General features: G+C 64.5%; 33 protein-coding genes. 20 read left to right on the plus strand and 13 right to left on the minus strand.

Features of this window, described 5'->3' with window-relative positions:
- Window positions 1–29: 29 nt before the first annotated feature.
- The 9 genes from AC3WON_RS25200 to AC3WON_RS25240 all read right to left on the minus strand — a co-directional run bounded on the left by AC3WON_RS25200 (window position 30) and on the right by AC3WON_RS25240 (window position 4,396).
- Window positions 30–473: a hypothetical protein gene (locus AC3WON_RS25200; protein WP_492352966.1), complete on the minus strand. Its 444-nt coding sequence runs from the start codon at window positions 471–473 to the stop codon at window positions 30–32.
- A gap of 197 nt (window positions 474–670) precedes the next feature.
- A complete protein-coding gene (locus tag AC3WON_RS25205; protein ID WP_492352967.1) occupies window positions 671–1,057 on the minus strand; it encodes a hypothetical protein in 387 nt (128 codons plus the stop codon).
- 2 nt (window positions 1,058–1,059) lie between these two features.
- The gene (locus AC3WON_RS25210; RefSeq protein WP_013956191.1) at window positions 1,060–1,374 is read right to left on the minus strand and encodes a hypothetical protein; all 315 of its coding nucleotides are present in this window, start codon (window positions 1,372–1,374) and stop codon (window positions 1,060–1,062) included.
- Window positions 1,371–2,438 carry a hypothetical protein gene (locus AC3WON_RS25215; protein ID WP_492352968.1) on the minus strand — a complete coding sequence of 356 codons (1,068 nt, stop codon included), beginning with the start codon at window positions 2,436–2,438 and terminating at the stop codon, window positions 1,371–1,373. Before AC3WON_RS25215 ends, AC3WON_RS25210 begins: the two co-directional genes overlap by 4 nt.
- The gene (locus AC3WON_RS25220; RefSeq protein WP_492352969.1) at window positions 2,438–2,611 is read right to left on the minus strand and encodes a hypothetical protein; all 174 of its coding nucleotides are present in this window, start codon (window positions 2,609–2,611) and stop codon (window positions 2,438–2,440) included. Before AC3WON_RS25220 ends, AC3WON_RS25215 begins: the two co-directional genes overlap by 1 nt.
- Before the next feature lie 8 nt (window positions 2,612–2,619).
- Window positions 2,620–3,033, minus strand: coding sequence for a hypothetical protein (locus tag AC3WON_RS25225; protein ID WP_492352970.1), 414 nt, complete (start codon window positions 3,031–3,033; stop codon window positions 2,620–2,622).
- Window positions 3,030–3,380, minus strand: coding sequence for a hypothetical protein (locus AC3WON_RS25230; RefSeq protein ID WP_492352971.1), 351 nt, complete (start codon window positions 3,378–3,380; stop codon window positions 3,030–3,032). Before AC3WON_RS25230 ends, AC3WON_RS25225 begins: the two co-directional genes overlap by 4 nt.
- The gene (locus tag AC3WON_RS25235) at window positions 3,377–3,913 is read right to left on the minus strand and encodes a phage regulatory CII family protein (RefSeq protein WP_492352972.1); all 537 of its coding nucleotides are present in this window, start codon (window positions 3,911–3,913) and stop codon (window positions 3,377–3,379) included. The genes AC3WON_RS25230 and AC3WON_RS25235 overlap by 4 nt, the downstream gene beginning before the upstream one ends.
- Before the next feature lie 225 nt (window positions 3,914–4,138).
- Window positions 4,139–4,396, minus strand: coding sequence for a hypothetical protein (locus AC3WON_RS25240; RefSeq protein WP_492352973.1), 258 nt, complete (start codon window positions 4,394–4,396; stop codon window positions 4,139–4,141).
- Window positions 4,397–4,479: 83 nt separating this feature from the next.
- Here AC3WON_RS25240 and AC3WON_RS25245 point away from each other — a divergent pair, with 83 nt between their 5' ends.
- The 16 genes from AC3WON_RS25245 (at window position 4,480) to AC3WON_RS25320 (ending at window position 13,972) form a co-directional block, all read left to right on the plus strand.
- Complete coding sequence (locus AC3WON_RS25245; protein WP_492352974.1) at window positions 4,480–5,217, plus strand: LexA family protein; 738 nt, start codon at window positions 4,480–4,482, stop codon at window positions 5,215–5,217.
- Window positions 5,218–5,357: 140 nt separating this feature from the next.
- On the plus strand, window positions 5,358–5,492 hold the full coding sequence (locus AC3WON_RS25250; RefSeq protein WP_492352975.1) for a hypothetical protein: 135 nt from the start codon (window positions 5,358–5,360) through the stop codon (window positions 5,490–5,492).
- A gap of 9 nt (window positions 5,493–5,501) precedes the next feature.
- Entirely contained in the window at window positions 5,502–6,014 is a 513-nt protein-coding gene (locus AC3WON_RS25255; RefSeq protein WP_492352976.1) for a hypothetical protein, read from the plus strand.
- Window positions 6,011–6,235, plus strand: a complete 225-nt coding sequence (locus AC3WON_RS25260; RefSeq protein WP_492352977.1) for a helix-turn-helix transcriptional regulator — start codon at window positions 6,011–6,013, stop codon at window positions 6,233–6,235. The genes AC3WON_RS25255 and AC3WON_RS25260 overlap by 4 nt, the downstream gene beginning before the upstream one ends.
- Window positions 6,232–6,369, plus strand: coding sequence for a hypothetical protein (locus AC3WON_RS25265; RefSeq protein WP_158310019.1), 138 nt, complete (start codon window positions 6,232–6,234; stop codon window positions 6,367–6,369). The genes AC3WON_RS25260 and AC3WON_RS25265 overlap by 4 nt, the downstream gene beginning before the upstream one ends.
- Window position 6,370: 1 nt before the next feature.
- Window positions 6,371–6,601, plus strand: coding sequence for a hypothetical protein (locus AC3WON_RS25270; protein WP_013956180.1), 231 nt, complete (start codon window positions 6,371–6,373; stop codon window positions 6,599–6,601).
- Window positions 6,602–6,611: 10 nt separating this feature from the next.
- Window positions 6,612–6,971, plus strand: a complete 360-nt coding sequence (locus AC3WON_RS25275) for a hypothetical protein (RefSeq protein WP_492352978.1) — start codon at window positions 6,612–6,614, stop codon at window positions 6,969–6,971.
- Entirely contained in the window at window positions 6,968–7,387 is a 420-nt protein-coding gene (locus tag AC3WON_RS25280) for a hypothetical protein (protein ID WP_492352979.1), read from the plus strand. Before AC3WON_RS25275 ends, AC3WON_RS25280 begins: the two co-directional genes overlap by 4 nt.
- 18 nt (window positions 7,388–7,405) lie before the next feature.
- Window positions 7,406–9,472 carry an H-NS family nucleoid-associated regulatory protein gene (locus AC3WON_RS25285; protein WP_492352980.1) on the plus strand — a complete coding sequence of 689 codons (2,067 nt, stop codon included), beginning with the start codon at window positions 7,406–7,408 and terminating at the stop codon, window positions 9,470–9,472.
- A 9-nt stretch (window positions 9,473–9,481) separates the two neighbouring features.
- Entirely contained in the window at window positions 9,482–10,051 is a 570-nt protein-coding gene (locus AC3WON_RS25290; protein ID WP_492352981.1) for a hypothetical protein, read from the plus strand.
- Entirely contained in the window at window positions 10,048–10,194 is a 147-nt protein-coding gene (locus tag AC3WON_RS25295) for a hypothetical protein (RefSeq protein ID WP_492352982.1), read from the plus strand. Before AC3WON_RS25290 ends, AC3WON_RS25295 begins: the two co-directional genes overlap by 4 nt.
- Complete coding sequence (locus tag AC3WON_RS25300) at window positions 10,187–10,840, plus strand: hypothetical protein (protein WP_492352983.1); 654 nt, start codon at window positions 10,187–10,189, stop codon at window positions 10,838–10,840. The genes AC3WON_RS25295 and AC3WON_RS25300 overlap by 8 nt, the downstream gene beginning before the upstream one ends.
- The gene (locus AC3WON_RS25305) at window positions 10,837–11,307 is read left to right on the plus strand and encodes a hypothetical protein (RefSeq protein WP_492352984.1); all 471 of its coding nucleotides are present in this window, start codon (window positions 10,837–10,839) and stop codon (window positions 11,305–11,307) included. The genes AC3WON_RS25300 and AC3WON_RS25305 overlap by 4 nt, the downstream gene beginning before the upstream one ends.
- Window positions 11,308–11,309: 2 nt before the next feature.
- On the plus strand, window positions 11,310–11,573 hold the full coding sequence (locus AC3WON_RS25310; RefSeq protein ID WP_492352985.1) for a hypothetical protein: 264 nt from the start codon (window positions 11,310–11,312) through the stop codon (window positions 11,571–11,573).
- Between the two features lie 145 nt (window positions 11,574–11,718).
- Window positions 11,719–13,047 (plus strand): hypothetical protein, encoded by a 1,329-nt coding sequence (locus tag AC3WON_RS25315; protein WP_492352986.1) that lies wholly within the window; start codon window positions 11,719–11,721, stop codon window positions 13,045–13,047.
- A 64-nt stretch (window positions 13,048–13,111) separates the two neighbouring features.
- Entirely contained in the window at window positions 13,112–13,972 is an 861-nt protein-coding gene (locus AC3WON_RS25320) for a DNA adenine methylase (protein WP_492352987.1), read from the plus strand.
- 37 nt (window positions 13,973–14,009) lie between these two features.
- On the opposite strand, the gene AC3WON_RS25325 is transcribed toward AC3WON_RS25320, so the two are convergent.
- On the minus strand, window positions 14,010–15,290 hold the full coding sequence (locus AC3WON_RS25325; protein WP_492352988.1) for a tyrosine-type recombinase/integrase: 1,281 nt from the start codon (window positions 15,288–15,290) through the stop codon (window positions 14,010–14,012).
- A 244-nt stretch (window positions 15,291–15,534) separates the two neighbouring features.
- On the opposite strand from AC3WON_RS25325, the gene mutS reads away from it, so the two are divergent.
- Window positions 15,535–18,165, plus strand: coding sequence for a DNA mismatch repair protein MutS (mutS, locus tag AC3WON_RS25330; RefSeq protein ID WP_492352989.1), 2,631 nt, complete (start codon window positions 15,535–15,537; stop codon window positions 18,163–18,165).
- Complete coding sequence (locus tag AC3WON_RS25335) at window positions 18,162–19,211, plus strand: hypothetical protein (protein WP_492352990.1); 1,050 nt, start codon at window positions 18,162–18,164, stop codon at window positions 19,209–19,211. The genes mutS and AC3WON_RS25335 overlap by 4 nt, the downstream gene beginning before the upstream one ends.
- A 68-nt stretch (window positions 19,212–19,279) precedes the next feature.
- On the opposite strand, the gene AC3WON_RS25340 is transcribed toward AC3WON_RS25335, so the two are convergent.
- On the minus strand, window positions 19,280–19,807 hold the full coding sequence (locus AC3WON_RS25340; protein WP_026201125.1) for an FKBP-type peptidyl-prolyl cis-trans isomerase: 528 nt from the start codon (window positions 19,805–19,807) through the stop codon (window positions 19,280–19,282).
- Between the two features lie 11 nt (window positions 19,808–19,818).
- Between AC3WON_RS25340 and AC3WON_RS25345 the strand changes: the two genes are divergently transcribed.
- Together AC3WON_RS25345 and AC3WON_RS25350 are read left to right on the plus strand one after the other, a co-directional pair.
- Window positions 19,819–21,024, plus strand: a complete 1,206-nt coding sequence (locus tag AC3WON_RS25345; protein ID WP_492352991.1) for a JmjC domain-containing protein — start codon at window positions 19,819–19,821, stop codon at window positions 21,022–21,024.
- Window positions 21,025–21,223: 199 nt separating this feature from the next.
- Window positions 21,224–21,460 (plus strand): hypothetical protein, encoded by a 237-nt coding sequence (locus tag AC3WON_RS25350; protein WP_037024358.1) that lies wholly within the window; start codon window positions 21,224–21,226, stop codon window positions 21,458–21,460.
- A gap of 93 nt (window positions 21,461–21,553) precedes the next feature.
- On the opposite strand, the gene AC3WON_RS25355 is transcribed toward AC3WON_RS25350, so the two are convergent.
- Both AC3WON_RS25355 and bamC read right to left on the minus strand, forming a co-directional pair.
- Window positions 21,554–22,342 (minus strand): MBL fold metallo-hydrolase, encoded by a 789-nt coding sequence (locus AC3WON_RS25355; RefSeq protein WP_492352992.1) that lies wholly within the window; start codon window positions 22,340–22,342, stop codon window positions 21,554–21,556.
- A gap of 67 nt (window positions 22,343–22,409) precedes the next feature.
- The gene (gene bamC, locus AC3WON_RS25360) at window positions 22,410–23,585 is read right to left on the minus strand and encodes an NlpB/DapX family lipoprotein (RefSeq protein WP_492352993.1); all 1,176 of its coding nucleotides are present in this window, start codon (window positions 23,583–23,585) and stop codon (window positions 22,410–22,412) included.
- Between the last annotated feature and the right edge of the window lie 38 nt (window positions 23,586–23,623).

Below are 23,623 nucleotides of genomic sequence, written 5' to 3' on the forward strand. Positions count from 1 at the left end.
CCGACTCGCTCGCAGGGTAGGAGACACTGTCAATCCGACGAGAAGCTGCTCGCCGTATCCGATCCACCGGAATCCCAGCTGCCCGACGCACCACCGCCATCAAACGAGCCACCGGCACCCAGCGGCACCGCATCGCGCAGACCGAACGAGCCTTCGTCGGCGGCAGCCCCATCGCAGCTGTATGACGCCAGCAGCATAGCGGCCGGCAGCATCGACATGCCCTCATCGTCCCCACTCGCGCGGGAAGCAGTCGAAACCGGCACGACACGCGGCACCGGCGCGCGACGCGGGACTGACACCGCAGCCTGCAGCAGCGCGCGCGAGGCGAGGACGTCAGAGCTGCGCACACCCACCAGGGTCGGCTCCGGTGAGCGCGCCACCGCCACCGCCGGCATTGCTGGCACCGGCATGCGGATCGGCGGCAGCTGGTTGCTTCCTCGCCACCAGGCGATCAGTCTGCGAATTCCTTTCATGTCGTCGCTGCCTCCGTTCTGCGCGTGCTGCGCCGTGATCCAGCAGTTCGCGAGTCATGATCGAGCCCACAGCCATTCCAAGCAGACACAGGTACATGACGCGCTCCAGAAATGAAAAAACCCGACGCGGAGGACCGGGCCGGGCTTTCATCTTCACTGCACGCACCGAGCGCACAGCGTAGCGGAAATCTACTGATTCACTGCACGGATTGCAAGAGCAGGTGAAAGGGGGGTCTCTTAACGTTTTGATTCTCAAGGCAATATTTCACCATCACATGCAGCGTCTTCTTCATGTGGTACGCCTGGCGTTCGCTGACCTTCACGCGCTTGGCCACATCGCACGCCGGCAGACCGTCGACGTAGAAGCCCATCGCTACCTTGCGCATGTCCAGCGGCAGCTTCAGCACGGCCTTGTGCGTGCGCTCGCACTCATCCTCGAAGGTGGCCACGAACGGGCGCACCGGCACCGTGCGCGCCTCGTCTATCGTCAGGCTGCTTTCCCCGTAGCCGCGCCCGCCATTCCCCTTGTGCAGCCAGGCTGCCCAGGAGCGTAGTCGATCCTTGACCCAGTCATTATTCGCCATGCTCACCTCCGTTTCCCGACGATGGCCCGGACCGATGCGATCCCGCGTTCAGCTACCGAGGCCGTTGCCGGCATGTTTTCGACTTCGGGAATACCGGGAATCGGCGGCAGGTGCTCACGCCGCGCGACTTCCCACAGCCTGCTCCAGCGCGCCGCCGCCACCGGCCAGGCGCCCGGGTGGACCTCACTTACGCCATAGCGCACGGCAGTCCAGAACACCGCGCGATCGCTCCACTGGTCGCGCCGCTCAGCGCGCAGCGGCAGCTGCTCGGCCGCTTCGGCATAGGCCTGCTCGGCGCCGATCTGGCCCGTGCTCATGCTTGGCGACGACGCTCGCGCGTCGCGTCGAGATCCCGCTTCCACTGCAGCAGCCCACCAGGTGATACGGCCTCGCCCTGCAGGCGCTCGGCATGGGCAGCCTCGACCGCGGCCAGGTTGGCCAAGCGCAGGCGCTCCTGCTCCCGCGCCTCGGCAACTCCCTCGGCGTGGATCGAGGTCCAGGCGTCGCCCCGTTCTTTCACATTCCGCAATAATCCATTGAAGTACGGCCACGGCTTCTTGGCGGCACCGGCCTGCGTAGCGCCATGCCATTCGTCCAAAACACGCTGGCGGAGCGATTCGGGTACTTCGACAAGCCTTCGCGCAATGTAGGCCCGCTGGTGCTGCGTAATGCCGGTCGGCCAAGCGAGATGAGGTTCCCACGTGACGCTCGGCTTCGCCCCCTCATCTAATCGCTCGGCCGCAGGCCGTCCCCCACCGCGCGTCGGCCGCTCGAGGCGTTCCTCTGAGGGCTGCTGGCTGCGCGCATTGATCGGTGTTTCGTCGATTTTGGGGTTGCCTGCCTCCTGCGCCGCAGGCGCGGGAGGGTCGATTGATCCATCCTCCTCGGGCCGCAGGCCTGAGGGGGTAGGGGGAGGAGGTTTTAAGGTGTTACCGGACTCCTGATGTGTGGCGGCCTCGGCTTTTTCGCTGGCTGTGGGCAAGTCACGCGAGGCCTTACTGCGTCTGGGCTTGGTGGGCTTCTCCGGTTGTATCGACTTCGTATCGGCCTGTTTCTGGGCGCAGTTATCCGTATCGGCGAGCGGACACGCAAACACCAGGTCATAGGGGCCACCCATCTTGCGCAGCAGGCCGAGATGCTGCAGGCGCGCCAGCATGCGTTGCAGCTTGCTCTTGTCGTGAGCGAGGAATCGCACCCCGGACCGTGCTGCGCGCTCCGTCCACTCCTTCAGCGCCTGGTAGGAGATGCGCACGCGCCGACCCACCACGCCAGTCTTGAAATCCATCCGAGGCCGCAAGGCACCGACATAGAGCTGGAACAGGTCCGCCCCCTCACCCATCAGCGCATCGAGCTCAGCGTCATTGATACGGAATGCGGGCATCAGGCACCCTCCTCGCTGCGAGGATCCAGGAGCTGCCAGACGTGGCCATGCTCCCACTGGCGATAGTGGCCGCTATACGGGGGGAACGGATTGGCATCGGCCCGCGCCCCCTTCACGGCGGCCTTCTGCCCTGCTTCACGCAGCGATTCGATAGATTGGACTGGAAGATCCATGGAAGTCCTTATGGCCGCACAGCGGCCGCCTCACAGAGAACATCGAAGGTGGCCACGAATGCGGCCGGGTTGTCAGGGCCACACTCGGCGCGATACACCTGCGTGGCGTTGATTACTTCCGCGCGGTAAGCGGCGCGCGCCGTCGCATCGGGCAACGAGGTCCAGCGCTCGCAGCAGATCTCCGCGAGCGCCGACATCTGGCCAGCCGCCGCGAAGATCCAGAACACATCACACAACGACCAAAAGCCCAGCAAGTGCTGGGCGAAGGCACGCAGGCCGCGCATCCCTTTGTCAGGCGCCAATCGGCAGGCGTGATGCCAGGCGCAGCACTTTTGCGCGTCGCCCCGGCACGGCAGGCCGATCGCTTCTCGCGTCGACTTGCAGCACGCCATGTCCGGGCGGAAGCGGACTTCCATCTTCACGTGGATGGCGTCCGGTCAAACGCGCACAGGTCATCCCAGACGTGGCCTAGATTGGCGCTGCCGTCGTAGGTCCCGACCATGTGCTGCAGAGCCTTGTCGACGCGCAGTTGCGCCGTGTAGTTCGCGTCCTTCACGCTGATCAGGCGAAAGACGCGGCCCTGGCCATGCTTGATCGCGAACAACCCGAAGGGCTCACCACCCTTCAGCACACGCTTCTTGACTCGGTCAAACACCGATTTCAGCTCGCGCGCCGTCAGTGGCTTGCGCTGCCGAAGGATGAGTTTTGGACGCACGCGGCCCACAGGCGCCACGCTTCGTGTGCCGGGCAACAGATCGGATCGGATCATACGAGACGCGGAATTCCGAAGGCGGTATCGTCAGGAACCGTGACAGCCTCGATGGAGTCCCGAAGCATCGTCACCATGGTCAGCACGTGCTGGACCTCGGGTAGCACACGTTCAGCCTCGCTGCGCGTGATCTTTCCGTCCGAAGCCGCCTGCGCAAACTCCGCCATCATCTCGCCGAACTCACGCGCTGCCTCTCCGGCCTGACGCATTGCGGTCGCCACACTGGCGGGCGCGCCTTCGACTTGCGGTAAGGGGATCGCGACCATGCCATGACGCCAGCAGAGCGCGCGCATTGGGATCTGCCAGCCATCAAGTTTGGCCTCCTCACACAGCTCCAGGATGAGGGAGTACTCCTCGAAGTTGAGATGGTGCGTATCAATTCCTGGCCGCAGCTTGTTGCGCAATACATTGGGGTACATCTGTCGCCCAAGGCGACGGCCCATTGCCTGCGCGAGGCCCTCAATCGAACCCGGATACCGGCTCGCGAGGCTGTAGAGCGCCTCGTGCTGGTTGATGTCGTTGCCGATCTTCACAGAAACCACGGTAAACCCCCGGAAAACAGCCGTTCTTTCTGCAAGCACGGCCTGCTAATCTTTGTCTCAACGCGGCACTTGACCGCGAGCTCAGGGAGAAATCTGTGTTCCAGCCCAAGCCGAAATTTCTTCGTCGTTTGACTCCGATTGAGAGGCGGCAAAGTACCCCTCGTCGGAAGAATTGGCGCGCACCTCAACATGAGGCAACCGTGCCCGACGGCGATCTCAAGAATCCATCTCGATGCGCCCCACTGGAGGCTGGGCGTCGTCAGAGGCGTCCAAACTGCTGACTACCTCCTTCATGAACAATCCCGGGTGGGCAACCTTTACTGCCGATGGGATGCCTCTTACCCTCCAGTTGTGAATTCGCTGAATACCGCCGCGCTTTTTGTCATAGCCAAGGAGCTTGGCGACCTCGGTTGCGCCACCAAGGTCCTCGATGATTTGCCAGTCGGAATGGACGGCGGTCTGGTTCGGGCTCATGGGCGCAATTAAACACGACGTTTAATCACAAGTCAAACACAGCGTTTATCAACAGAATGTTTACTCGTGAGAACATCCGCGGCATGCACGAATCCATGGTTCGCCTCTACGAGGCCGCGAAGACACTCAGGGGACTGAGCACGCCAACCGAAGTCGCTCGGGCGCTTAATCAGTCACAGCAAACCATCAATAACTGGGAGCGGAGAGGCATTTCCCAGGGTGGGATGCTGAAGGCGCAGGCGGCGATTGGCTGCAGTGCCACCTGGTTGATGACCGGAGTTCCACCGATGGAGGCTGTCAAGCCCAAATCTGGTGCAGGTCAGATAGAAGCAAAACTTAACGAGATAACCTCAGCACCCGCTTACAATCCCCTTTCGATGGCAGGGGATAATTTCGAACCAGGTCCGGATCTCAGACCAAGGCGATACCCCGAGATTTCTTGGGTGCAAGCGGGGATGTGGGCAGAGCTTTGTGAGAATTTCGAGCCGGACGAGCATACGATCTGGCATCAGTGCCATATCGATCTCGGACCATGCGGCTTTGTGGTGACGGTACGGGGCCCATCGATGACTGCACCTGCAGGGGTCTACCCGTCATTCCCTGATGGGATCAAACTATTTGTGAGTCCGGACGCCGAAGCCCTTCCCGGCAAATATGTGATCGTCCGTCGCGAAGGAAAGGCAACGTTCAAAAAGCTGACGCTGGTTGAGGGTGAAATGTACCTTGAGGCGCTCAACCCGGACTGGCCGGAGCGATACCAAAGGCTCAAAGAAGGGGACCAATTCTGTGGCGTTGTTCGCCACGCTGGATTTGACCTGTAGGCAGGTCGCCCTTACACAGTGAAAGCCCACCGTCCCTGGTGGGTTTTTTTTCACACCAGATTAAACACCGTGTTGACGCACAAATAAACGTGGTGTTTAATGGCCCCATCGACGCAATTCGCGTCAACGATGGAGGCACCGTGAACAAGCCCAAACAGATCAAAGGCTGGATCTTCTACCTGACTCTGGTAGCCGCCGCCTTCGCCGTCCACGCCTGCGCAGTTGAGTCTGACCTACAGGCCGACCCCATGACCGCTACGGCGCGCCAAGTGTGAGGGGCGGCCGTGCATCTCGAATATCCCGACTACGCAGTACGTCCGCGCCCTAACCGCTGGCTGGTCATCGATGACTTCGGCACCGAGCACAACTGGATCTACCGGTCCGGGTACACCGAAGGCGATCGTGGCCGATATGTTTTCCTAGACAGCGCCAATCAGGATCCGGACTTCCTCCGCTTGGAGGAGACCAGCCCCACCCGCCACTACATCCGGGAGGCGATGTCCTTCAGTACGACATTTGGCCTCAGCGTCGAACTCGATCTTTGCATCGACTTCTGGCATTGCCCGGCATGGGACGACGTACGAGGCGAACCCCTAACGTCGCGAGAGCATGGCGCACAGATAAAGATCGAATGCATCACTGTGGGCGGCCACTACGGCGAGCGGCTCGAGTCTTGCGTGACCTCCATGCCTGAACTGCTCGAACTCTGCTGGCAATACCTCGAGCTAGAGCGAGCCCGAGATCTCGCAGAAGCAGCCGCCAGAACGACAGCTCGCGCTATGGGGGCTGCGCAATGATCCGCCCCTTCTACGTCGACCTACCTACGGTAGCGTCCATCGTGGCGCTCTCGGAAACCAGCGTGCAGAAGCTCGTCCGCGAAGAGCAATTCCCAAAGCCACGCGCCGTTTCGAGCCGCCGGGTTGCCTGGCTTGTACGCGAGGTTGAAGAGTGGGCCGAAGCCCGCCCGGTATCCGACCTCCCGCCGCCGCCGAACACATCCAGGAGGAAGCCGCAATGATCGCGTTCCGCATCGTCCTCGACGGCCGTCGCGCCTATGTCGGCCTGTTTCGCTGCACCTTCGACGCGATCGAAGACGGATTCAACCGCGGCGCGCGCACGGTAGCTGCCAAGCGCATCACGTCACAGGGCTGAAATGAGCCGGCGCCGCGCCCGCTACACGTTTGCCGACCTGGTCGAAGGCTTCCGCCTGATGAACGGGTCGGGCAACGCTGAGCTGCGCGTCCGCGAATGGCGCGTGGCCATGCAGGTGCGCGCGTTTCTCGATGCCCAGCGCAAGACTCAGGCGCGCCGCCACCCTCCCCGCCTCCGCTTCGATCCATCCATCCCAGATCACAAACGCCGCCAGGCAAACGACCTCGACTGAGGAGAGACCCATGCTGATCGGACTTACCGGCCGCCCTGGTGTCGGCCAGGATGCTGTCGCCGACTATCTCGCGCGCACCCACGCTTTCACCCCTACCAAGCTCATCACCGACCCGCTCGTCGACGAACTGGCAGGCCACCACATCGTGGTGATGCATATCCGCGATCGAGTCGACACCGAGATCCTGGCTGAGCGTGGCGGCATCGTCGTGCACCTGCGCGACCCCCATCTGCCCGACTTCGGGCCCGAGAATGGCATTGCGCTGCGTGACATCGACCACCAGGTCACCGTGTCGCGCGATTTCTTCCGCGCCTTCGACCTGCTCGACCGCGTGATTGGCGACGCCGAGTTCCTGGGGGCCGCGACATGAAAAAGCGCAGCAACTACCAGCCACGGCCGGTCGCCATCCCCATGACGGCCCAGAACACGCGGCACGTCGACCTCACGTTTTACGCGGACCTGGCCGGCTTCATCAGCGCGCCCAGCGATACCGGCTACAACCGGCTGATGCGCACGTTGGAGCTGATCACCCTCGCCATGAAGGCACAGGGCATCCAGAACTATGACGTGCAGCTGGGATCCGCCCGGCGCGCCATGGCTGGCGTTTTCGGGCGCTGGCAGCGCTCCGCCAAGGTCACGGTGCTGGACCTTGAAGCGCTGACGCTGCGCGCAGCCGCGCCCGCCATCGAGGAGGCCATCGGCCGCACGCGCCTCGACACGTTCACCGCCGCCCACGCCATCACCAAGGCCGCCATCCAAGCGCAAGGCGCGCCCGTCGAAGCCTGACCATCAAAGACCCTCACCATGACCACCACCTACGGCACCATCGCCACCCCGTTCCAAGCCCCACTATCGCAACTCACCCTTTCCCCGCGCAACGCCCGCATGACGAGCCCAAAGGCGATCAGCGAGCTGGCCGCGCTGATCGACTCCCAAGGACAGCTGCAGAACCTCATCGTTACCGAGGAGCATGTCGATGGCCAGCCGACGGGCCGCCTCGAAGTCGTCGCCGGCGGCCGCCGATGGCGCGCCATGCAGCTGCTCGTCGAGCGCGGGCGCTGGAGCCCTGATCACCCAGTCGACGTGAAGCTGCGCGACCGCGAGCAGGCCGAGGAGGCCAGCCTGGCCGAGAACAGTGCGCGTGAAGCCATGCACCCCGCCGATGAATTCGAGGCGTTCAAACGGCTCATCGATTCCGGCGCCTCGATCGAGGACGTGGCGGCAAGATTCGGCGTCACGCCGCTGGTCGTAAAGCGCCGCCTGACGCTGGCCAGCGTGTCACCCAAGATGATCCAGGTCTACCGGGACGGCGAGGCGTCGCTGGAGCAGCTGATGGCGCTGGCCATCACCAGCGTCCACAAGGCCCAGGAACGCGCCTGGAAGGACGCCGACCAGCCATGGGACCGCAACCCGGAAGCGCTGCGCCGCAAGCTCGCCAAGGGCGAGATCGAAGTACGCAACAGCAAACTGGCCAAGTTCGTCACGCTGGAAGCCTACGAGGCCGCCGGCGGCCATGTCGAGCGCGACCTGTTCAGCGATGCCGGCAATGGCTACCTGGCCGACGGCGCCCTGCTCGAGCAGCTTGCCAGCGACAAGCTCGAAGCAGCCGCCACCGAGATCCGCGCCGAGGGCTGGGCCTGGGTCGAGGCCAAGCCGGATTTCCAGGCCTACCGGGTCCACTACGACTACGAACGCCTGCCTTCTGTCACCGCCGAACGCAGCAAGGCGCAGAAGGCGCGCGTCAAGGCACTGGAAAAGGAACGCACTGAGGCCCAGAAGGCAATCGAGCAGCTCGAGGACAACGACGACTATGGCGATGCGCACGATGAGCATTCCGCCCGCCTGGAAGCGATCGAAGACGAGCTTGCCGCCATTGAGCAGAGCCTGGAGCAATGGAGCGCCGATGACATGGCCCGGAGCGGCGCAATCCTGGCCATCACCGAGGGCGGCGTGGTGCAGGTCCACCGCGGCCTGGTCGACAAGCAGAAGGCACGCGCCGCCGGCGGCACCAACGCTAGCGCCGATGACAGCGGCAGCGACACCCCGGCGAAGAAGCCCGCCGACAAGCCCACCCTTTCCGCCAGCCTTGCCAGTCGCCTGACCGCACACCGCACCGCCGCCCTGCAGCTGCACCTGGTCGAGCAGCCGACCCTGGCACTGGCAGTGCTGGTGCACGGCATGTTGCTGAAGCTCTTTCGCGACGCCACCTACAAGTTCGCCACGCTGAGCGCGCTGGATCTGTCCGTCAGCGACAAGATGCACGGCCTGCCGGCGATCGCCGACGACCTCAATGCGAACCCCGCCTGGACCCGGCTGCAGGAGCTGCGCACGCAGCTGCTCGCCGGCCTGCCGAAAGCCGACAGCGCGCTGCTGGCGCATCTGATCGCACTGCCCCAGCAGGACCTGCTGCAGCTGCTCGCACTCTGCACCGCCGCCAGCACCAGCGCCGTCTTCGCCGCTGAGGGCCCGCGCGCGGCTGATGCTGTCGCTGAAGCCGCAGGCCTGGACATGGCGGACTGGTGGTCAGCCACCGCCAGCAGCTACCTGAGCTCAGTGCCGAAGACGCTGGCGATCGCTGCCGTCACCGAGGCCTGTGGCAAGAAGGCCGCCGCGCCGCTGACCAGCATGAAGAAAGCCGACCTGGCCGCCACTGCCGAGCAACTTCTCGCCAGCACCCGCTGGCTGCCGAAGATCCTGCGCGGGCCGAAGAAGGCAACACCCAAGGCCGCCCCGGCCAATAAGCTAGGCCGCCCGGCAGTGCGCTACCGCGACGAGAACGGCAACACCTGGACCGGCCGCGGCAAGCACCCAGGCTGGGTCGAGCAAGCCCTGAAGGCCGGCAAGACGCTCGACGAGCTGCTCGCCAGCTGAGGAGATCCCATGAAGAAGAATGCAAACCACCGAGCCGACCGCGCGCCGTCGATCACCAGCATCGCCGCGCGCCTGCCGGCCGATCAAGGCCTGCGGCTCGCCGCGGCATCGAACCCGGACCGTCCCTTTCGCAAGCAGCGGAACGTCAACGCCGACGACATCGGCGTGGACCAGTTGGCCGGCGCAATGAAGCGCAAGCTGGCCAAGTGCCGGGCTGCCGGCCGCGGCGGCTGGGACAACCCGCTCGAATGCTCGATCGAGCGGCTCTCGCAGATGATCGCCGAGGCCGTATGCAAGGGCGATCCGGTCGACGTGGCCAACTTCGCCATGATGCTGCACGTGCGCGGCGGCGATCACCAGATCATTGCCGAGCAGGCCATGCGCGCCCTGCTACGCGGCAGCCGCGAACTACTCGCCCGCGACGCCGAGCGCTATCGCAAGCTGCGCGCCGTTCCCGTCGAGCAGCTCGGCACCGTCGGCATCCCATGCATTTCGCTACCAGGCGGCCCGTGCCACGGCGAGCACCTGTGCGGCGCTGATGCAGATGCGGCCGTGGACTCATACACCCCTCAACCATGACTGAAACCATCGCCCTTATTGCATTCGTGGTGGTTCTGCTGGCCGCCATCTTTATCAGCGTACGCGCGCAGGACCAGTGGATGGCAAAGACCTTCGATCCAAATTCGTCACGAGCTGACAGCAAGGAGAGCAACCATGACTGATACCGTCACCGACTACCCGGCACGACGCATCATCCCGGCCGCCGGCGCGCCGGCACCGCGGGCCTTTCCTGTTGCGAGCGTGTTTCACCTGGGCGCAAGCATGGCCACGCCCCCGGAGCTCGAGGCCCCGCCAGCAGAACCCACGGACGCACCGGCGCCCGCAGCCCCAGCGACTAAGGTCGAACTCGCGATCGCCTACGTGAAGCAGTACGGCGAGGCCTCGCGCGCCGAGCTGGCCACCGCCATGGGGCTGGAGTCGGACAGCCATGTCAAATCGTTCCTGAAGACGCCGCTGGCAGACGGCCGCCTGCACGCCGAGGGGGACCGCTACACGATCGGCACCGGCCGGCCGCAACCTCGCCCGCGCCGCGCACGCAGCACGACCAGGAAGGCGGCGCCACGGCAGCGCAGCATCACGAAGGGCCCGGCCTTGCCTGCGGCGGCCGCCCCCGCTGCCGTCGCGCACAAAACCTCACCCACCGCCGTCGCGCAGATCCTGGTGGGCGGCATCGGCATCAGCGTGCGCGTGGACGGCGGCGTGTCGATCTCCGCCAACGGTAGCGCCGTGGACCTGACGCCCGACCAGGCGAACATCATGCGCGCATTCGACGCCCTGCTCTCTGCCGCGCCTGGAGCCACGGCATGACTGAGCAAGCGCAACCACGCGAATGGCTGGCCGCCATCACCAGCCCATCACGCGGCGTGATGGATATGACGCCCGGCGCCTGGAGCCACAGCCCGGCCAGCGTCGAGCGCGTGCTGGTGCGCGAAATCCTGCCAGGCGAGCAGCCGACTGCGATCGCCGCCGCAGCATGCGGCAACGCTGACGTGGCCAGCGCCATCGAGGCCGCCATGACGGATCTCGCGCGCGAGCTGGGCTGCGCCTGGAGCGAGCTCATCCCGCACAACGCTGGGCTTTTCATCCCCGGCCAAGCAAAGGCCTGCGCGAATCCGGTCGACGCCATCCGCCAGCTGTTCGCGCACGTCTACGCCGGCGGCCACGTCCTGCGGCCGCCGCGCCTGATGCCGGATGCGCCAGCGCAGCGCGCCAGCAAGACCGAGCCCTCCCCTACCGAATCCGACCCGCGCCAGGTGGCGCTTTTCGAGGTATGACCATGTCCCGCCCTGCCCTGGCCCGCACCGCCGGTATCCTTTGCAACAACTCCGAATTTCGCCGCTTCCTAGCCGAGCGCCTCCCTATCGACTGGAAGGACTTTTCAGATCTGGAGGATGTGGAACGGGCCGCCGCCGTGGTCCGCGCTGTATGTTGTATTCGCTCCCGCAGCGAACTGGACCAAAGCAAGCCGGCGGCTCAGCGATTCCACAACCATATCGGATTTCCATTCGATGCCTGGCGCCGGGCACGACAGGGCCGCTAGAGACACACACAACGGGCTCAATACGAGGATCGAACGGTATCGCGCCGCCACATTTTCGGGAGGCTGGACATGACGAAGGTAAATGAGAGCGGGCCAAACAAAATGTTACACTTCGCCCATTTTCGGCCCGAAACCAGGTTCTGCCATGCGTCACGATACGGTAAGACTCGATCAGCTTGATTTTGACCTGAACAATCCTCGCTTCGACCCGCTTCCCAACCAAGTCGCAGCGCTTCAGGCCGTTGTGAGCAGCGGGCCAACGAAGCTAGTGAAACTCGCGGAACATATCGTTGAGAACGGTGTGAATCCGGCAGAGCGAATGATTCTGGTATCAGCCGAAAAAGGACGGTACATCGTTGTCGAGGGAAATCGCCGCCTCTGCGCACTGAAACTACTGGACAAGCCCGCGCTCCTGATGTCTATCGAGTCTCCAAGCGCAACAGCCACCGCAATTAGGCGTCTAGCAGACGAGTTTGATCGCAACATTGTTGATGCTCTGGACGCCGTGGTTTTTGCCGATAAGTCGGAGGCCGCGACCTGGATTGATTTGAAGCACACAGGCGAGAATGAAGGCGCCGGTACAGTCGGTTGGGACGGTATCCAAACTGCCCGGCACCGCAAATCGGACCCAGCTGTCAAACTGCTTGACTATGCACAAGAACACAAGCTTGTGTCGGCAGCCACTCTGGCAAAGAAGCCCTTTCCTATCACCAGCTTGCGACGCTTGCTCGGTGACCCGTTTGTGCGCGAGGCGCTTGGGCTCGAACTGAACAAAGGCTCAGTCAAAGCTGTCGTACCGCCGGGCGAACTGCACAAGGGCCTGAAAAAGGTTGTGAATGACCTTGCGACTGGCAGTATTACAGTCACAAACATCAAGACGAAGAAGGACCGCGAGCGGTACATCGAAGAGTTCCCCAAGGCCTCCGTAGTTCAAACAAGGAAGCGCCTAGCAGAATCCTGGGATATTTCCGATGCAACGCAAGCCGAACAGGCTGAAACCCAGAAGCCCAAGAGAGCAGTAGTTCAGCCGAAGAAGGCCCGCAACCACCTCATCGGAATGGACTGCCGACTGAATATTAAGGAGAAGCGGCTCAACGATATTTTCTGGGAGCTTCGCAGAGCACTGAAGCTATCGGATCATCCGAATGCCGTAGCCACCCTCTTTAGAGTCTTCTTCGAATTTTCCGTGGATCACTATTGCGAAAACAATAATCTTCCAACTAAGAACCGCAAGGACTACAACCTCAGCCTCGAGGATAAAGCGACAAGCGTCATCGCGCATCTTGAAGACAACGGTAAGTTGGCAGACAAGGCTGCGACGCTAGCCCGCAACCACTTGAACGAGAAACAGTCGGTGAGTAATCCAGCCACCTTCAACGCGTTCATTCACAACAGGCGCGCGACTCCAGACCCCGCCACACTGCTCGCAATGTGGTCCAACGTCGAGCCGATCATCAAGGCAATCTATGCATAGCAGTGTCGGTGGCCACCACAGCTCTGCTTTGATATGATCCGCAGCCGCAACTACGGATGGCAACATGTCTTCATACTTCACGCCACTTAGGTACCCCGGGGGCAAGGGAAAGCTCGCAGATTTTGTTCGAGAAGTCTTTCAGCAGAACGGCTTGATTGGCGGGCACTATGTCGAACCCTACGCAGGCGGAGCCGGCATTGCGATGGAACTACTCATCCTTGAGTACGCAATGCATGTGCACATCAACGACATTGACCCGTCCGTCTGGGCCTTCTGGCGAGCAGTCATCGAGGACACGGATTCACTGTGCAGCAAGATCACCGACACACCTGTAACTATCGATGAGTGGCGAAAGCAAAAAGACGTTCAGGCCCACCCTGAGCAGTACAGCCTGACGGACCTAGGTTTCTCGACGTTCTTTCTCAACCGGTGCAATCGGTCCGGAATTTTGACAGCGGGTGTGATCGGTGGGCTTCAGCAAACTGGCAAGTGGAAGCTCTCGGCTAGGTACAACAAAGATGACCTGGTGAAGCGGATTGAACTGATCGCTCGCCATCGGGATCGCATCACGCTGACGTGCCAGGACGCAGTACAGTTTGTGAGGAAAGTAGCCGCGACGCTGCCAAAGGAGTCGCTGATCTATCTTGACCCTCCTTACTATGTTAAAGGGGGCGACCTGTACGAGCACCACTACACCCCCAAGGATCACGCGGCCATTGCCACACTCGTGAGCAAAATCAGTGACGTACCGTGGATGGTTTCGTATGACGATGTCCCCGAGATCCGGGAACTTTACGCGACGCAAACTCACCTGAGCTACACCCTCAGCTACACGGCTCAGGCCCGCACCCGCGGAAAGGAGATCATCTTCTTTTCCGATGGGCTATCCGTGCCCGACCTTCAAGGGTCCATGCGGGCCGCTTAGAAGTTACAGCGTTCAGCCGAGACGCTCGTTGAGGTTACTACTGGGCCAGAGCCAGGCTCTCCAACCTTGTCGACAGACGTCGCAGCCACTCCCGCCGCTCACTGTCGTAGCTGTGCCGGTTGTAGATACCCTGCACGCCGGGCAGCATGTGCCCCAGGATGGATTCCGCAACGTCATTCGGGCAGCCCATCGAAGCGAGCAGGGTGCGACCTGTGCGGCGCAGATCATGCGGCGCCCAATGCGTAACGGTCAGCCGCGGCCGAATTGTCTCCGGCTTGGTCTTTGAGTAGGGCTGATGGTGGTAAACGGCGGTCTGGATCATCTTCTGCTCAATCGGCCCACCAACTCGCGAGGGGAACAGGTAGCCATCTCCCGCCACCGCAAGCCGGCGCCGAACGACCTGCTCAGCCTGCCCGAACAACGGCACGCGCAGGTCCGTAGCGCCTTCCCTCCGCGCATTCTTGGTCTTAGCCTTCGGGATGGTCCACCATAGAATGCCGTCCTCCTCCTGGATCTCCCCCGCCTCCATGGCAGCGATCTCCGAGCCGCGCGTGCACGTCCACAGATACACGGCCAACGCATCCGCGACGATGCGGCTGAAATTGGGCAGCCAGCGGATCAACTCGCCAACTTCACTTTCCGTGAGCACGCGCTTCACCGGCCCGACGGACTTGCCCTCAATCTTCTTCCCGGCGCTCCGCAGGCGCCCGCGCATGATCTGACGCCACCAGTTGGGTGCCGTCTCAGACAGCCGACCAGAGTCGAGCGCATAGTCCCACGCGGCACCCAGCTCGGCGCGAAGTTTTCCGGCCTGGACCGGGATCGCCGCATGGGAGTTCAGGAGATCGAATGCCTGGGCCCGGGTAACCGTCTCGGGCCGCGCGTCGGCCAGGTCACCCAGCATCGTGTCAAATATCCGGCGGATCTCCCTCGCGCCCTTCAGCGCGCGATTGCGCTCCACGTGCCCCACCAGGTAGTCCGCGCACAGCCGTCGCACCGTGTACGGACCGGCGTGCGGTAAACTCCCGTTTTCGACCGCGCGCGCGTTGGTGCGTGCCGTGCGCTTCTCTGCGGCCACGTCGCGCCCACTGTCCCGGGCAGCCCTGAGCTTTTCCCATTCGACAATGGCAGCCGCCGGCGACATCGCTGGCCAGGCCCCGATCTTCGTCTGCTTCATGCGGCCGTCGACCGGCGACTTATAGCGGTAGATCCAGGTGCGCCGGGTGGCGGCGCATTCGAGGCGCAGGCCCGGATGATCTGTGATCGTCATGTGCTCGCCCGGTTTGAGCAGCTTGGCAGCGCGCGCGTCGAATTGCATGGCGTAGGATTTCAGTAGCGTAGGTTTTGCCGGAATGGCATCGGCGCACCCCGGCGTGGTTTTTTCGGGATGATACGCTAGAAACCTACGCTGACGACAGGAGTGTAGGCGAGTGACGATGAGTGTTGACGAGATGAACGAAAGCCCACAGATTGGCGTGGAAGCCGCGCCAACAAAGGGATCACGCGGAAAAACCAAGGTAGATCAAGCTACTACGGAATCGCCAGCAGAGCGTCACACCCCCATGATGCAACAATATCTCCGCATCAAGGCAGACCACCCCGACACCCTGCTGTTCTACCGCATGGGTGACTTCTACGAACTCTTCCACGACGATGCCGAAAAGGCCGCGCGCCTGCTCGACATCACGCTGACCGCGCGCGGCGCCTCCAACGGGGTGCCGATCCGCATGGCCGGCATTCCCTTCCATTCGGCGGACCAGTACCTGGCGCGCCTGGTGAAGCTGGGCGAATCCGTGGCGATCTGCGAGCAGATCGGCGACCCGGCCACCAGCAAGGGGCCGGTGGAGCGCAAGGTGGTGCGCATCGTCACCCCGGGCACGCTGACCGATGCCGCGCTGCTGCCGGACAAGGCCGATACCTTCCTGATGGCGGCGCACCAGCAGACCACGCGCCGCGGCGTCAGCAAGACCGGGCTGGCGTGGCTGAACCTGGCCAGCGGCGAGCTGCGCCTGATGGAATGCGAAGCGGCACAACTGGGTCGCGAGCTGGAGCGCATCCGCCCGGCCGAGCTGCTGTATGCCGATGGCATCGAGTTGCCCGCGCTGGCGTGCGCGCGGACCCGCCTGCCCGAATGGCATTTCGACCAGGACGCCGGCACGCGCCGGCTGCGCGAGCAGCTGGGCGTGGCCAGCCTGGACCCGTTCGGCTGTGCCGGGCTGGGTGCCGCGCTGGGCGCGGCCGGCGCGCTGCTGAACTACGCCGCGACCACGCAGGGCCAGTCGCTGCGCCATGTGCAGGGCGTGAAGGTCGAGCGCGAATCGGAGTACGTCGGCCTGGATTCCGCCACGCGGCGCAACCTGGAACTGACCGAGACCCTGCGCGGCGGCGAGTCGCCGACACTGTTCTCGCTGCTGGACACCTGCTGCACGGCGATGGGCAGCCGCGCGCTGCGCCACTGGCTGCACCACCCGCTGCGCGACCCGGCGCTGCCGCAGGCACGCCAGCAGGCCATCGGCGTGCTGATCGACCAGGGCACCGATGCCCTGCGCACGGCGCTGCGCCGGCTGGCCGACGTCGAGCGCATCACCTCGCGGCTGGCGCTGCTCAATGCGCGGCCGCGCGACCTGTCCTCGCTGCGCGACACCTTGCGCGCGCTGCCGGACGTGCAGGCCTGCATCCGCGATGACCAGGGCAGCACCTTGCTGGCGCAGACCCTGCACGACCTGGCCGTGCCGCAGGACTGCCTGGACCTGCTGGTGCGCGCCGTGGCCGAAGAGCCGGCCACCGTGGTGCGCGACGGCGGCGTGATCGCGCGCGGCTACGATGCCGGACTGGATGAACTGCGCGGCATCTCCGAGAACTGCGGCCAGTTCCTGATCGACCTCGAAACGCGCGAACGCGCCCGCACCGGCATTGCCAACCTGCGCGTCGAGTTCAACCGCGTGCATGGCTTCTATATCGAGGTCACCAACGGCCAGGCCGACAAGGTGCCCGACGACTACCGCCGCCGCCAGACGCTGAAGAATGCCGAGCGCTACATCACGCCTGAGCTGAAGGCCTTCGAGGACAAGGCGCTGTCGGCACAGGATCGCGCGCTCGCGCGCGAAAAGCAGCTCTACGACGGCCTGCTGCAGGCGCTGCTGCCGCATATCGGCGAGCTGCAGCGGGTGGCCGCCGCGCTGGCGCGCCTGGACGTGCTGACGGCGCTGGCCGAGCGCGCGCAGACGCTGGACTGGTCCGCGCCTGAGCGCGTCGCCGAGAACGTGGTCGACATCGTGCAGGGCCGCCACCCGGTGGTCGAAGGCCAGCTCGCGGCCGAGTCGGTGGCTTTCATCGCCAACGACTGCCAGCTCAATGAAGCGCGCAAGCTCTTGCTGATCACCGGCCCGAACATGGGCGGCAAGTCGACCTTCATGCGCCAGACCGCGCTGATCGTGCTGCTGGCCTGCGTGGGCGCCTACGTGCCGGCGCGGCGCGCGGTGATCGGGCCGATCGACCGCATCTTTACCCGCATCGGCGCCGCCGATGACCTCGCGGGCGGCCGCTCCACCTTCATGGTCGAGATGACCGAGGCCGCCGGCATCCTGCACCACGCGACCCCGGCTTCACTGGTGCTGATGGACGAGATCGGGCGCGGCACGTCGACCTTCGACGGGCTGGCGCTGGCCTGGGCGATCGCGCGCCACCTGCTGTCGCACAACCGCAGCCACACCCTCTTCGCCACGCATTACTTCGAGCTGACGCAACTGCCGCAAGAGTTCCCGCAGGCAGCCAACGTGCACCTGTCGGCGGTCGAGCATGGCGATGGCATTGTCTTCCTGCACGCGGTGCAGGACGGCCCCGCCAGCCAGAGCTACGGCCTGCAGGTAGCGCAGCTGGCCGGCGTGCCGCAGCCGGTGATCCGCGCCGCGCGCAAGCACCTGGCCTGGCTGGAGCAGCAATCGGCCGACGCCACGCCGACGCCGCAGCTGGACCTGTTCGCGGCACCGCCAACGCCGGAGGACGACGAGGACGACTTCGGCGCCGCCCCGGCGGCCGTGCCCGCGCCGCTGGCGCCCGCGCTGGCACCCGAACAGGCCGCGCTGGTCGATGCGCTGGCCGACCTGGACCCCGACACCCTGACGCCGCGCGCCGCGCTGGAGGCGCTGTACCGGCTCAAGGCACTGGCAGGCGAGGCGCTCGACGCCGCATGAACGCTGCACGCCGTGCCCTGCTTGCCATGCTGCTGCCGCTGCTTTGCACGGCCGGCATGGCATCGGCCGCGCCCGCGGGCCGCGCCGGCAAGACACCGGCCAGGCCAAAGCTGACGCGCATCGCGCTGATCGCCGACCTGCCCCAGTGGCCGGCCGCGGAGGCCAACGCGGCAGCGCTGCTCGACTACTTCGGCGAGCGCAAGCTGGACCTGGTCATTCATGCCGGCGGCATCAAGGGCGATACGGAATCGTGCAGCGATGTGGTGCTGGGCAACCGCCAGCAACTGCTGGACCAGTCGCCGCTGCCGCTGGTCTACGTGCCCGGCGAGACCGACTGGTCCGAATGCCGGCTGCCGGTCAACGGCGGCTTTGACGCGGTCGAGCGCCTGAACCGGCTGCGTGAGCTGTTCTTCCCCGAGGACGCCACGCTCGGCCGGCATCCGCGGCCGCTGCTGCGGCAATCGGACCAGGCGCTGTTCCGCAGCTTCCGCGAGAACATGCGCATGGAGGTGGGCGATATCCTGCTCGTCGGCATGAACCTGCCTGGCGACAACAACCACTACCGCAACGAAGGCGGGCGCAACGGCGAGTTCGAGGACCGGCGCGAAGCCAACCGCCAGTGGCTGGCGCGCGCGTTCTCGGTGGCGCGGCAACGCGACCTGAACGGCATCGTGGTGGTGGTCCACGCCGACCCGCATTTTGCCAACGGCTGGGAGAAGAAAGGCCGCCCGACGCTGCTGGACGGCTTCATGCGCCACCGCACCCGCGATGGCTACCTGGAATTCAAGCGCCAGCTGCGCGAGCTGGCCGGTCGTTTCCGCGGCCAGGTGCTGCTGGTGCATGCGGGCGGAAACGGGGCCAACGGGGCCGACAACGGCTTCGGCATCGACAAGCCGCTGCGCGATGCGGCCGGCAAGGTCATGCAGAACTTCACGCGCGTGTCACTGCCCGCCAACACGGTCTCGCAATGGGCCGAGCTGGTGATCACGCCTGGCGCGGCCTCACCGTTCGCGGTCATGCTCAGGGACGCACCGGCACCGCGCTGAGACCGCTTGCCGGCCGACAACGAAAAAGCCGGCTGCGGCCGGCTTTTTCTTCGGGTGCGGAAATACGATCAGTGCAGCGTGCGCGGCGTGTCGTCGTCCTCGTCCTCATCGACGACTTCAACGCCCGAGGCGCCATGGGCGTGGCCGTGCTCGATTTCCTCGGCGGTGGCCTCGCGGACTTCGGAGACCTTCAGCCAGAAGCGCAGCGCCATGCCGGCCAGCGGATGGTTGCCATCCAGCACGACCTTGTCCTCGGCCACGTCGGTCACGGTGTAGATGACGGAGTCCTCTTCGTCGCCATCTTCGGGCATGCCTTCGAACTGCATGCCGACTTCCAGCGGCTCGGGGAAGCGGTTGCGCGGCTCGACCTTCACCATATCGGCGTCATAGTCGCCGAACGCGTCTTCCGGCTCCAGCTGCAGCTGGGTCTCGAAGCCCGCGTCATGACCGTCGAGCGCTTCCTCGATCTTGGGGAACGTGCCATCATACCCGCCGTGCAAATAAACCATGGCTTCATCTGACTCCTCGATCAGATTGCCTTGCGCGTCCGACAGCTTGTACATCACGGACACCACAGTATTCTTAGCGATTTTCAATTCTTGACTCCATGAACGATTCCGCATTATACGCGCAGGCCCTGCCCCCTGGCCCCGTCGATCCAGACACTCCGCTCGACCTGCTTGGTGGCATGACGCCTGCTGCATTCATGCGGGATATCTGGCATCGCAAGCCCCTGCTGATTCGACAGGCAGTACCCGGAATCGTGCCGCCTGTGTCGCGCGAGGCTCTTTTCGACCTGGCCGACAGCGATGACGTCGAATCGCGCCTGGTGACGCACTTCCGTAACCGCTGGAAACTCGCGCATGGCCCATTTGCGCGCGAAAACCTGCCCGGCGTCAAGGCCCGCCAGTGGACCCTGCTGGTGCAAGGGGTAAATCTGCACGACGCCGCCGCGGCGGAACTGATGGGCCGCTTCCGTTTCGTGCCCGACGCGCGCCTGGACGACCTGATGATCAGCTACGCCACCGACGGCGGCGGCGTGGGCCCGCATTTCGACTCCTACGATGTGTTCCTGCTGCAAGTCTCGGGCCGGCGCCGCTGGCGCATTTCGTCGCAGACCAGCCTTGAGCTGATCCCGGACATGCCGCTGAAGATCCTCGCCGACTTCAACGCGGAACAGGAATGGGTGCTCGAACCCGGCGACATGCTCTACCTGCCGCCGCAATATGCGCACGATGGCATTGCCGAGGGTGAATGCATGACCTGCTCGATCGGCTTCCGCGCGCCGGCCTACCGCGAGCTGGCCGGGCATTTCCTGGCCTGGCTGTCTGAAACGGTTGAAGACAACGAAGACCTCGGCGGCCGTTATGCCGACGCCGGCGAGCGCGCCGCCACGCGGCCCGCGCAGTTGCCGGCCGGCATGGCCAAGGCAGTCGCCGAGCGGCTCAAGGCGTTGCAATGGAATAGCCAGATGGTGTCTGAATTCCTCGGCAGCCATCTGTCCGAACCCAAACCTGGCGTTGAATTTGCAGAGATACCTGACATGCCGTTGCGCCGTTATGCGACACTGGCGGCCCGCCATGGTGTAGTACTGCCATCGGCATCGATTGCGCTTTACGACCGCGCGAATTTCTTCCTCAATGGAGAAGCCTACGAGCCGCCGGCCGAACTGATGCAGTGGCTGAAAAAGTTGGCCGATTATCGGCAGCTTAGTAGCGAAGATGTTGCGGCTTGCGCGGGCCTACCCGATCTGATGGAAACTTTCCATCACTGGACGCTGGAAGGATGGCTGCAATTGGGTCCGCGGCTGTAATAATGCGTAACATTGCGAATCAGTAAATTTCGGCGCTACACAAGCCGGGAAAACGCGGATATAATCGTTGGCTGGCTAGTACTGTGGACCATTGCATATGTCGGGACCCGGGAGGGCCTCTATTTTGCAGTTCAAGAGCGATAATTACCGGTAATTATTCATCGCCTGTTTTCCGTTATTACAAGTTAAAGGACGAAAAATGAAGAAGTCTCTCCTGATCGCATCGCTGCTGGCCGCTGTTGCTCTCGCCGCTTGCGGCAAGAAGGAAGAAGCTGCCGCTCCGGCCGCTGACACGGCTGCTCCGGCCGCTGCCGCTCCGGCTGCTGAAGCTTCGGCTCCCGCTGCTGAAGCCCCGGCCGCTCCGGCTGCTGCCGCTCCGGCTGCTGACGCTTCGGCTCCGGCTGCTGACGCTTCGGCTCCGGCTGCCAAGCAGTAATCGGTTCCTGACCGATGAAAAAACCGGCCTTCGGGCCGGTTTTTTTATTTGGGCGCCGCTACCACACTGCGCCCTGCTGAATCCACGCATCCCTCAGGCGCGCACCGCCTGCCAGTCCAGGCCCTCGTCCTGGTCTGCCACCAGCACCTCGGACGGCAACGCACCCAATGCCATTGCCAGCGCCCCCGTTGCCAGGTCACGCGTATTGTTCTGCTTGCTGAGGTGGGCCGCGACCACGCGGTTCAGGCCGGCATGGGCAACTTGCGCCAGGATACTGGCCGCCACTTCATTGGCCAGGTGGCCGAAGTCCCCGCCGATGCGCCGCTTCAGCGAAGCCGGATAGACCGAATTGCGCAGCATCTCGCGGTCATGGTTGCATTCCAGCACCAGCGCATCCACGCCTGCCAGGCGCGCCGTCACGTAAGGCGTCTCCATGCCTGCATCGGTCAACACGCCTAGCCTTGCCTGCCCGTCCGACAAGACGAACTGCAGCGGCTCGCGCGCATCGTGCGGCACGGTGTACGGCAGCACCTGCAGTCCGGCGATGGCAAAGGCATGGTCGGCGCCGCAGACGCGCACGTCGGCCGCATCGGCACCGCGCAGGTGCGAGGTCGCCAGCCAGGTGCCGTGGCTGGTGTACACCGCCAGGCGGTGGCGGGCAGCAAAGGCGTAGGCCGAGCCGACGTGGTCGCCATGCTCGTGCGTCACCAGCACGGCGTCGAGCTGGTCCGGCGCGACGCCCAGGCGCTCCAGGCGCCGGGCGGTCTCGCGGATGCCGAAGCCGCAGTCGAGCAGCACGCGCGTGGTGGTGGTGCCTTCGCGGGATTCGATCAGCAGCGAGTTGCCCTCGCTGCCGCTGCCGAGGAAGGCGAAGCGCATCATGGCCGCGCCCTCCCCGCCAGGCACCGGCCAGGAAGGCCGGCTGGCATGCCAGCAGTCATGCGCCGGCTCAGTGCAGTTGCTCGTCGATCAGCGACAGGATGCGCTTGCCGATTTCGCCGTTCTCAGGCTGGCCGGCATCGTTGAGCACCGTCACCAGCGTGCCGCTGCCCGTGCCCTTGAGCGACACGCGATACTTCTTGGCGGTCTTGGAATCTTCCGGCTTGGTGAACAGCTTGGAGAAGAAGCCACGGCTGTCGGCAACGGTGCGCGGGTCGACATAGCGCACGTAGTACAGGCCCTGGCCGCGGTCGCGGTCTTCAACCGTGAAGTTCACGCGGTCCAGCGACAGGCCGACCGAGCGCCAGGCGCGGTCGAACGGCTCGGGCAGCTGCAGCGCCGGGGCGCCGTTGACCTGGGCCAGGTACGACTTGGCCGGCGCGGCGCCATCGGCACCAGCGGCGGCCGCGGTGCCGGCAGCGGCGGCCGTGCCCGAAGCGGCTGCGGTATTGCCCGCCGCCGCCGGGTTCTTGGCCATGCGGTCGGCCTGTTCCTTCTGCACGCCCAGCCGCTGGGCCAGGCGCGACAGGAATTCGGCTTCCAGCTCTGGATCGGCCGGACGCGGAGTCCAGACCGTGCTCGACTTGTCGATGCCGGTCAGCTGCTCCTGCGCACCGCGGTGGCTGATGAAGACCTCCAGCGTGCCGTTCTGCGAACGCTCGACGCGGGTGCGGAACTTGTCGCGCTCCGAGGTCGAGTACAGGCCGTCGAAGACCTTGCCGATGGTGTTGCGGATGATGTCCTGCGGGATCTTGGCGCGGTTCTCGGCCCAGTCGGTTTCCATGATGCCGGTCTCGGGCGAGTCCTGCACCAGCAGGAAACCGCTTTCCTGCCAGAAGCCGCGCAGCTGCTGCCACAGCTGGTCGCCGCGCATGCCGTTGCTGATCACCAGCCAGCGCTGGTTGCCGTCGCGCTCCATGCGGATGCCCTGGGCGGAGGGCAGCACGTTCTCGCTCGGGGATTGCTCGCGCACCTTGGTGGCCTGGCTGTACGTCGACAGCGTCGAGGTGCCGTTCGCATCGGGCACCGAATAGCGGCGATCGCCCTCCAGCTTGGTCAGGTCGGGCGGGATATCCAGCGTAGGCGTGCGCTTCGAGGCCGACGACTTGTAGTCGATCTTGTCCGGCTGCATCGCTTCGTTGATGCTGCTGCAGCCGGTGATCACGCCAGCGGCGAGCACGGGCACAACCAGGGCGGGGGGGGGGGGGGGGGGGGGGGGGGGGG

Source organism: Cupriavidus sp. FW305-46 (assembly GCF_058787075.1).

Excerpts from the sequence above, each read along its gene's own strand:
- AC3WON_RS25200 (WP_492352966.1), bottom strand. The coding sequence starts at position 473 with ATGAAAGGAATTCGCAGACTGATCGCCTGGTGGCGAGGAAGCAACCAG.
- AC3WON_RS25205 (WP_492352967.1), bottom strand. The coding sequence starts at position 1,057 with ATGGCGAATAATGACTGGGTCAAGGATCGACTACGCTCCTGGGCAGCC.
- AC3WON_RS25210 (WP_013956191.1), bottom strand. The coding sequence starts at position 1,374 with ATGAGCACGGGCCAGATCGGCGCCGAGCAGGCCTATGCCGAAGCGGCC.
- AC3WON_RS25215 (WP_492352968.1), bottom strand. The coding sequence starts at position 2,438 with ATGCCCGCATTCCGTATCAATGACGCTGAGCTCGATGCGCTGATGGGT.
- AC3WON_RS25220 (WP_492352969.1), bottom strand. The coding sequence starts at position 2,611 with ATGGATCTTCCAGTCCAATCTATCGAATCGCTGCGTGAAGCAGGGCAG.
- AC3WON_RS25230 (WP_492352971.1), bottom strand. The coding sequence starts at position 3,380 with ATGATCCGATCCGATCTGTTGCCCGGCACACGAAGCGTGGCGCCTGTG.
- AC3WON_RS25240 (WP_492352973.1), bottom strand. The coding sequence starts at position 4,396 with ATGAGCCCGAACCAGACCGCCGTCCATTCCGACTGGCAAATCATCGAG.
- AC3WON_RS25245 (WP_492352974.1), top strand. The coding sequence starts at position 4,480 with ATGCACGAATCCATGGTTCGCCTCTACGAGGCCGCGAAGACACTCAGG.
- AC3WON_RS25260 (WP_492352977.1), top strand. The coding sequence starts at position 6,011 with ATGATCCGCCCCTTCTACGTCGACCTACCTACGGTAGCGTCCATCGTG.
- AC3WON_RS25265 (WP_158310019.1), top strand. The coding sequence starts at position 6,232 with ATGATCGCGTTCCGCATCGTCCTCGACGGCCGTCGCGCCTATGTCGGC.
- AC3WON_RS25270 (WP_013956180.1), top strand. The coding sequence starts at position 6,371 with ATGAGCCGGCGCCGCGCCCGCTACACGTTTGCCGACCTGGTCGAAGGC.
- AC3WON_RS25275 (WP_492352978.1), top strand. The coding sequence starts at position 6,612 with ATGCTGATCGGACTTACCGGCCGCCCTGGTGTCGGCCAGGATGCTGTC.
- AC3WON_RS25280 (WP_492352979.1), top strand. The coding sequence starts at position 6,968 with ATGAAAAAGCGCAGCAACTACCAGCCACGGCCGGTCGCCATCCCCATG.
- AC3WON_RS25285 (WP_492352980.1), top strand. The coding sequence starts at position 7,406 with ATGACCACCACCTACGGCACCATCGCCACCCCGTTCCAAGCCCCACTA.
- AC3WON_RS25290 (WP_492352981.1), top strand. The coding sequence starts at position 9,482 with ATGAAGAAGAATGCAAACCACCGAGCCGACCGCGCGCCGTCGATCACC.
- AC3WON_RS25295 (WP_492352982.1), top strand. The coding sequence starts at position 10,048 with ATGACTGAAACCATCGCCCTTATTGCATTCGTGGTGGTTCTGCTGGCC.
- AC3WON_RS25300 (WP_492352983.1), top strand. The coding sequence starts at position 10,187 with ATGACTGATACCGTCACCGACTACCCGGCACGACGCATCATCCCGGCC.
- AC3WON_RS25305 (WP_492352984.1), top strand. The coding sequence starts at position 10,837 with ATGACTGAGCAAGCGCAACCACGCGAATGGCTGGCCGCCATCACCAGC.
- AC3WON_RS25310 (WP_492352985.1), top strand. The coding sequence starts at position 11,310 with ATGTCCCGCCCTGCCCTGGCCCGCACCGCCGGTATCCTTTGCAACAAC.
- AC3WON_RS25315 (WP_492352986.1), top strand. The coding sequence starts at position 11,719 with ATGCGTCACGATACGGTAAGACTCGATCAGCTTGATTTTGACCTGAAC.
- AC3WON_RS25320 (WP_492352987.1), top strand. The coding sequence starts at position 13,112 with ATGTCTTCATACTTCACGCCACTTAGGTACCCCGGGGGCAAGGGAAAG.
- AC3WON_RS25325 (WP_492352988.1), bottom strand. The coding sequence starts at position 15,290 with ATGCAATTCGACGCGCGCGCTGCCAAGCTGCTCAAACCGGGCGAGCAC.
- mutS (WP_492352989.1), top strand. The coding sequence starts at position 15,535 with ATGATGCAACAATATCTCCGCATCAAGGCAGACCACCCCGACACCCTG.
- AC3WON_RS25335 (WP_492352990.1), top strand. The coding sequence starts at position 18,162 with ATGAACGCTGCACGCCGTGCCCTGCTTGCCATGCTGCTGCCGCTGCTT.
- AC3WON_RS25345 (WP_492352991.1), top strand. The coding sequence starts at position 19,819 with ATGAACGATTCCGCATTATACGCGCAGGCCCTGCCCCCTGGCCCCGTC.
- AC3WON_RS25350 (WP_037024358.1), top strand. The coding sequence starts at position 21,224 with ATGAAGAAGTCTCTCCTGATCGCATCGCTGCTGGCCGCTGTTGCTCTC.
- AC3WON_RS25355 (WP_492352992.1), bottom strand. The coding sequence starts at position 22,342 with ATGATGCGCTTCGCCTTCCTCGGCAGCGGCAGCGAGGGCAACTCGCTG.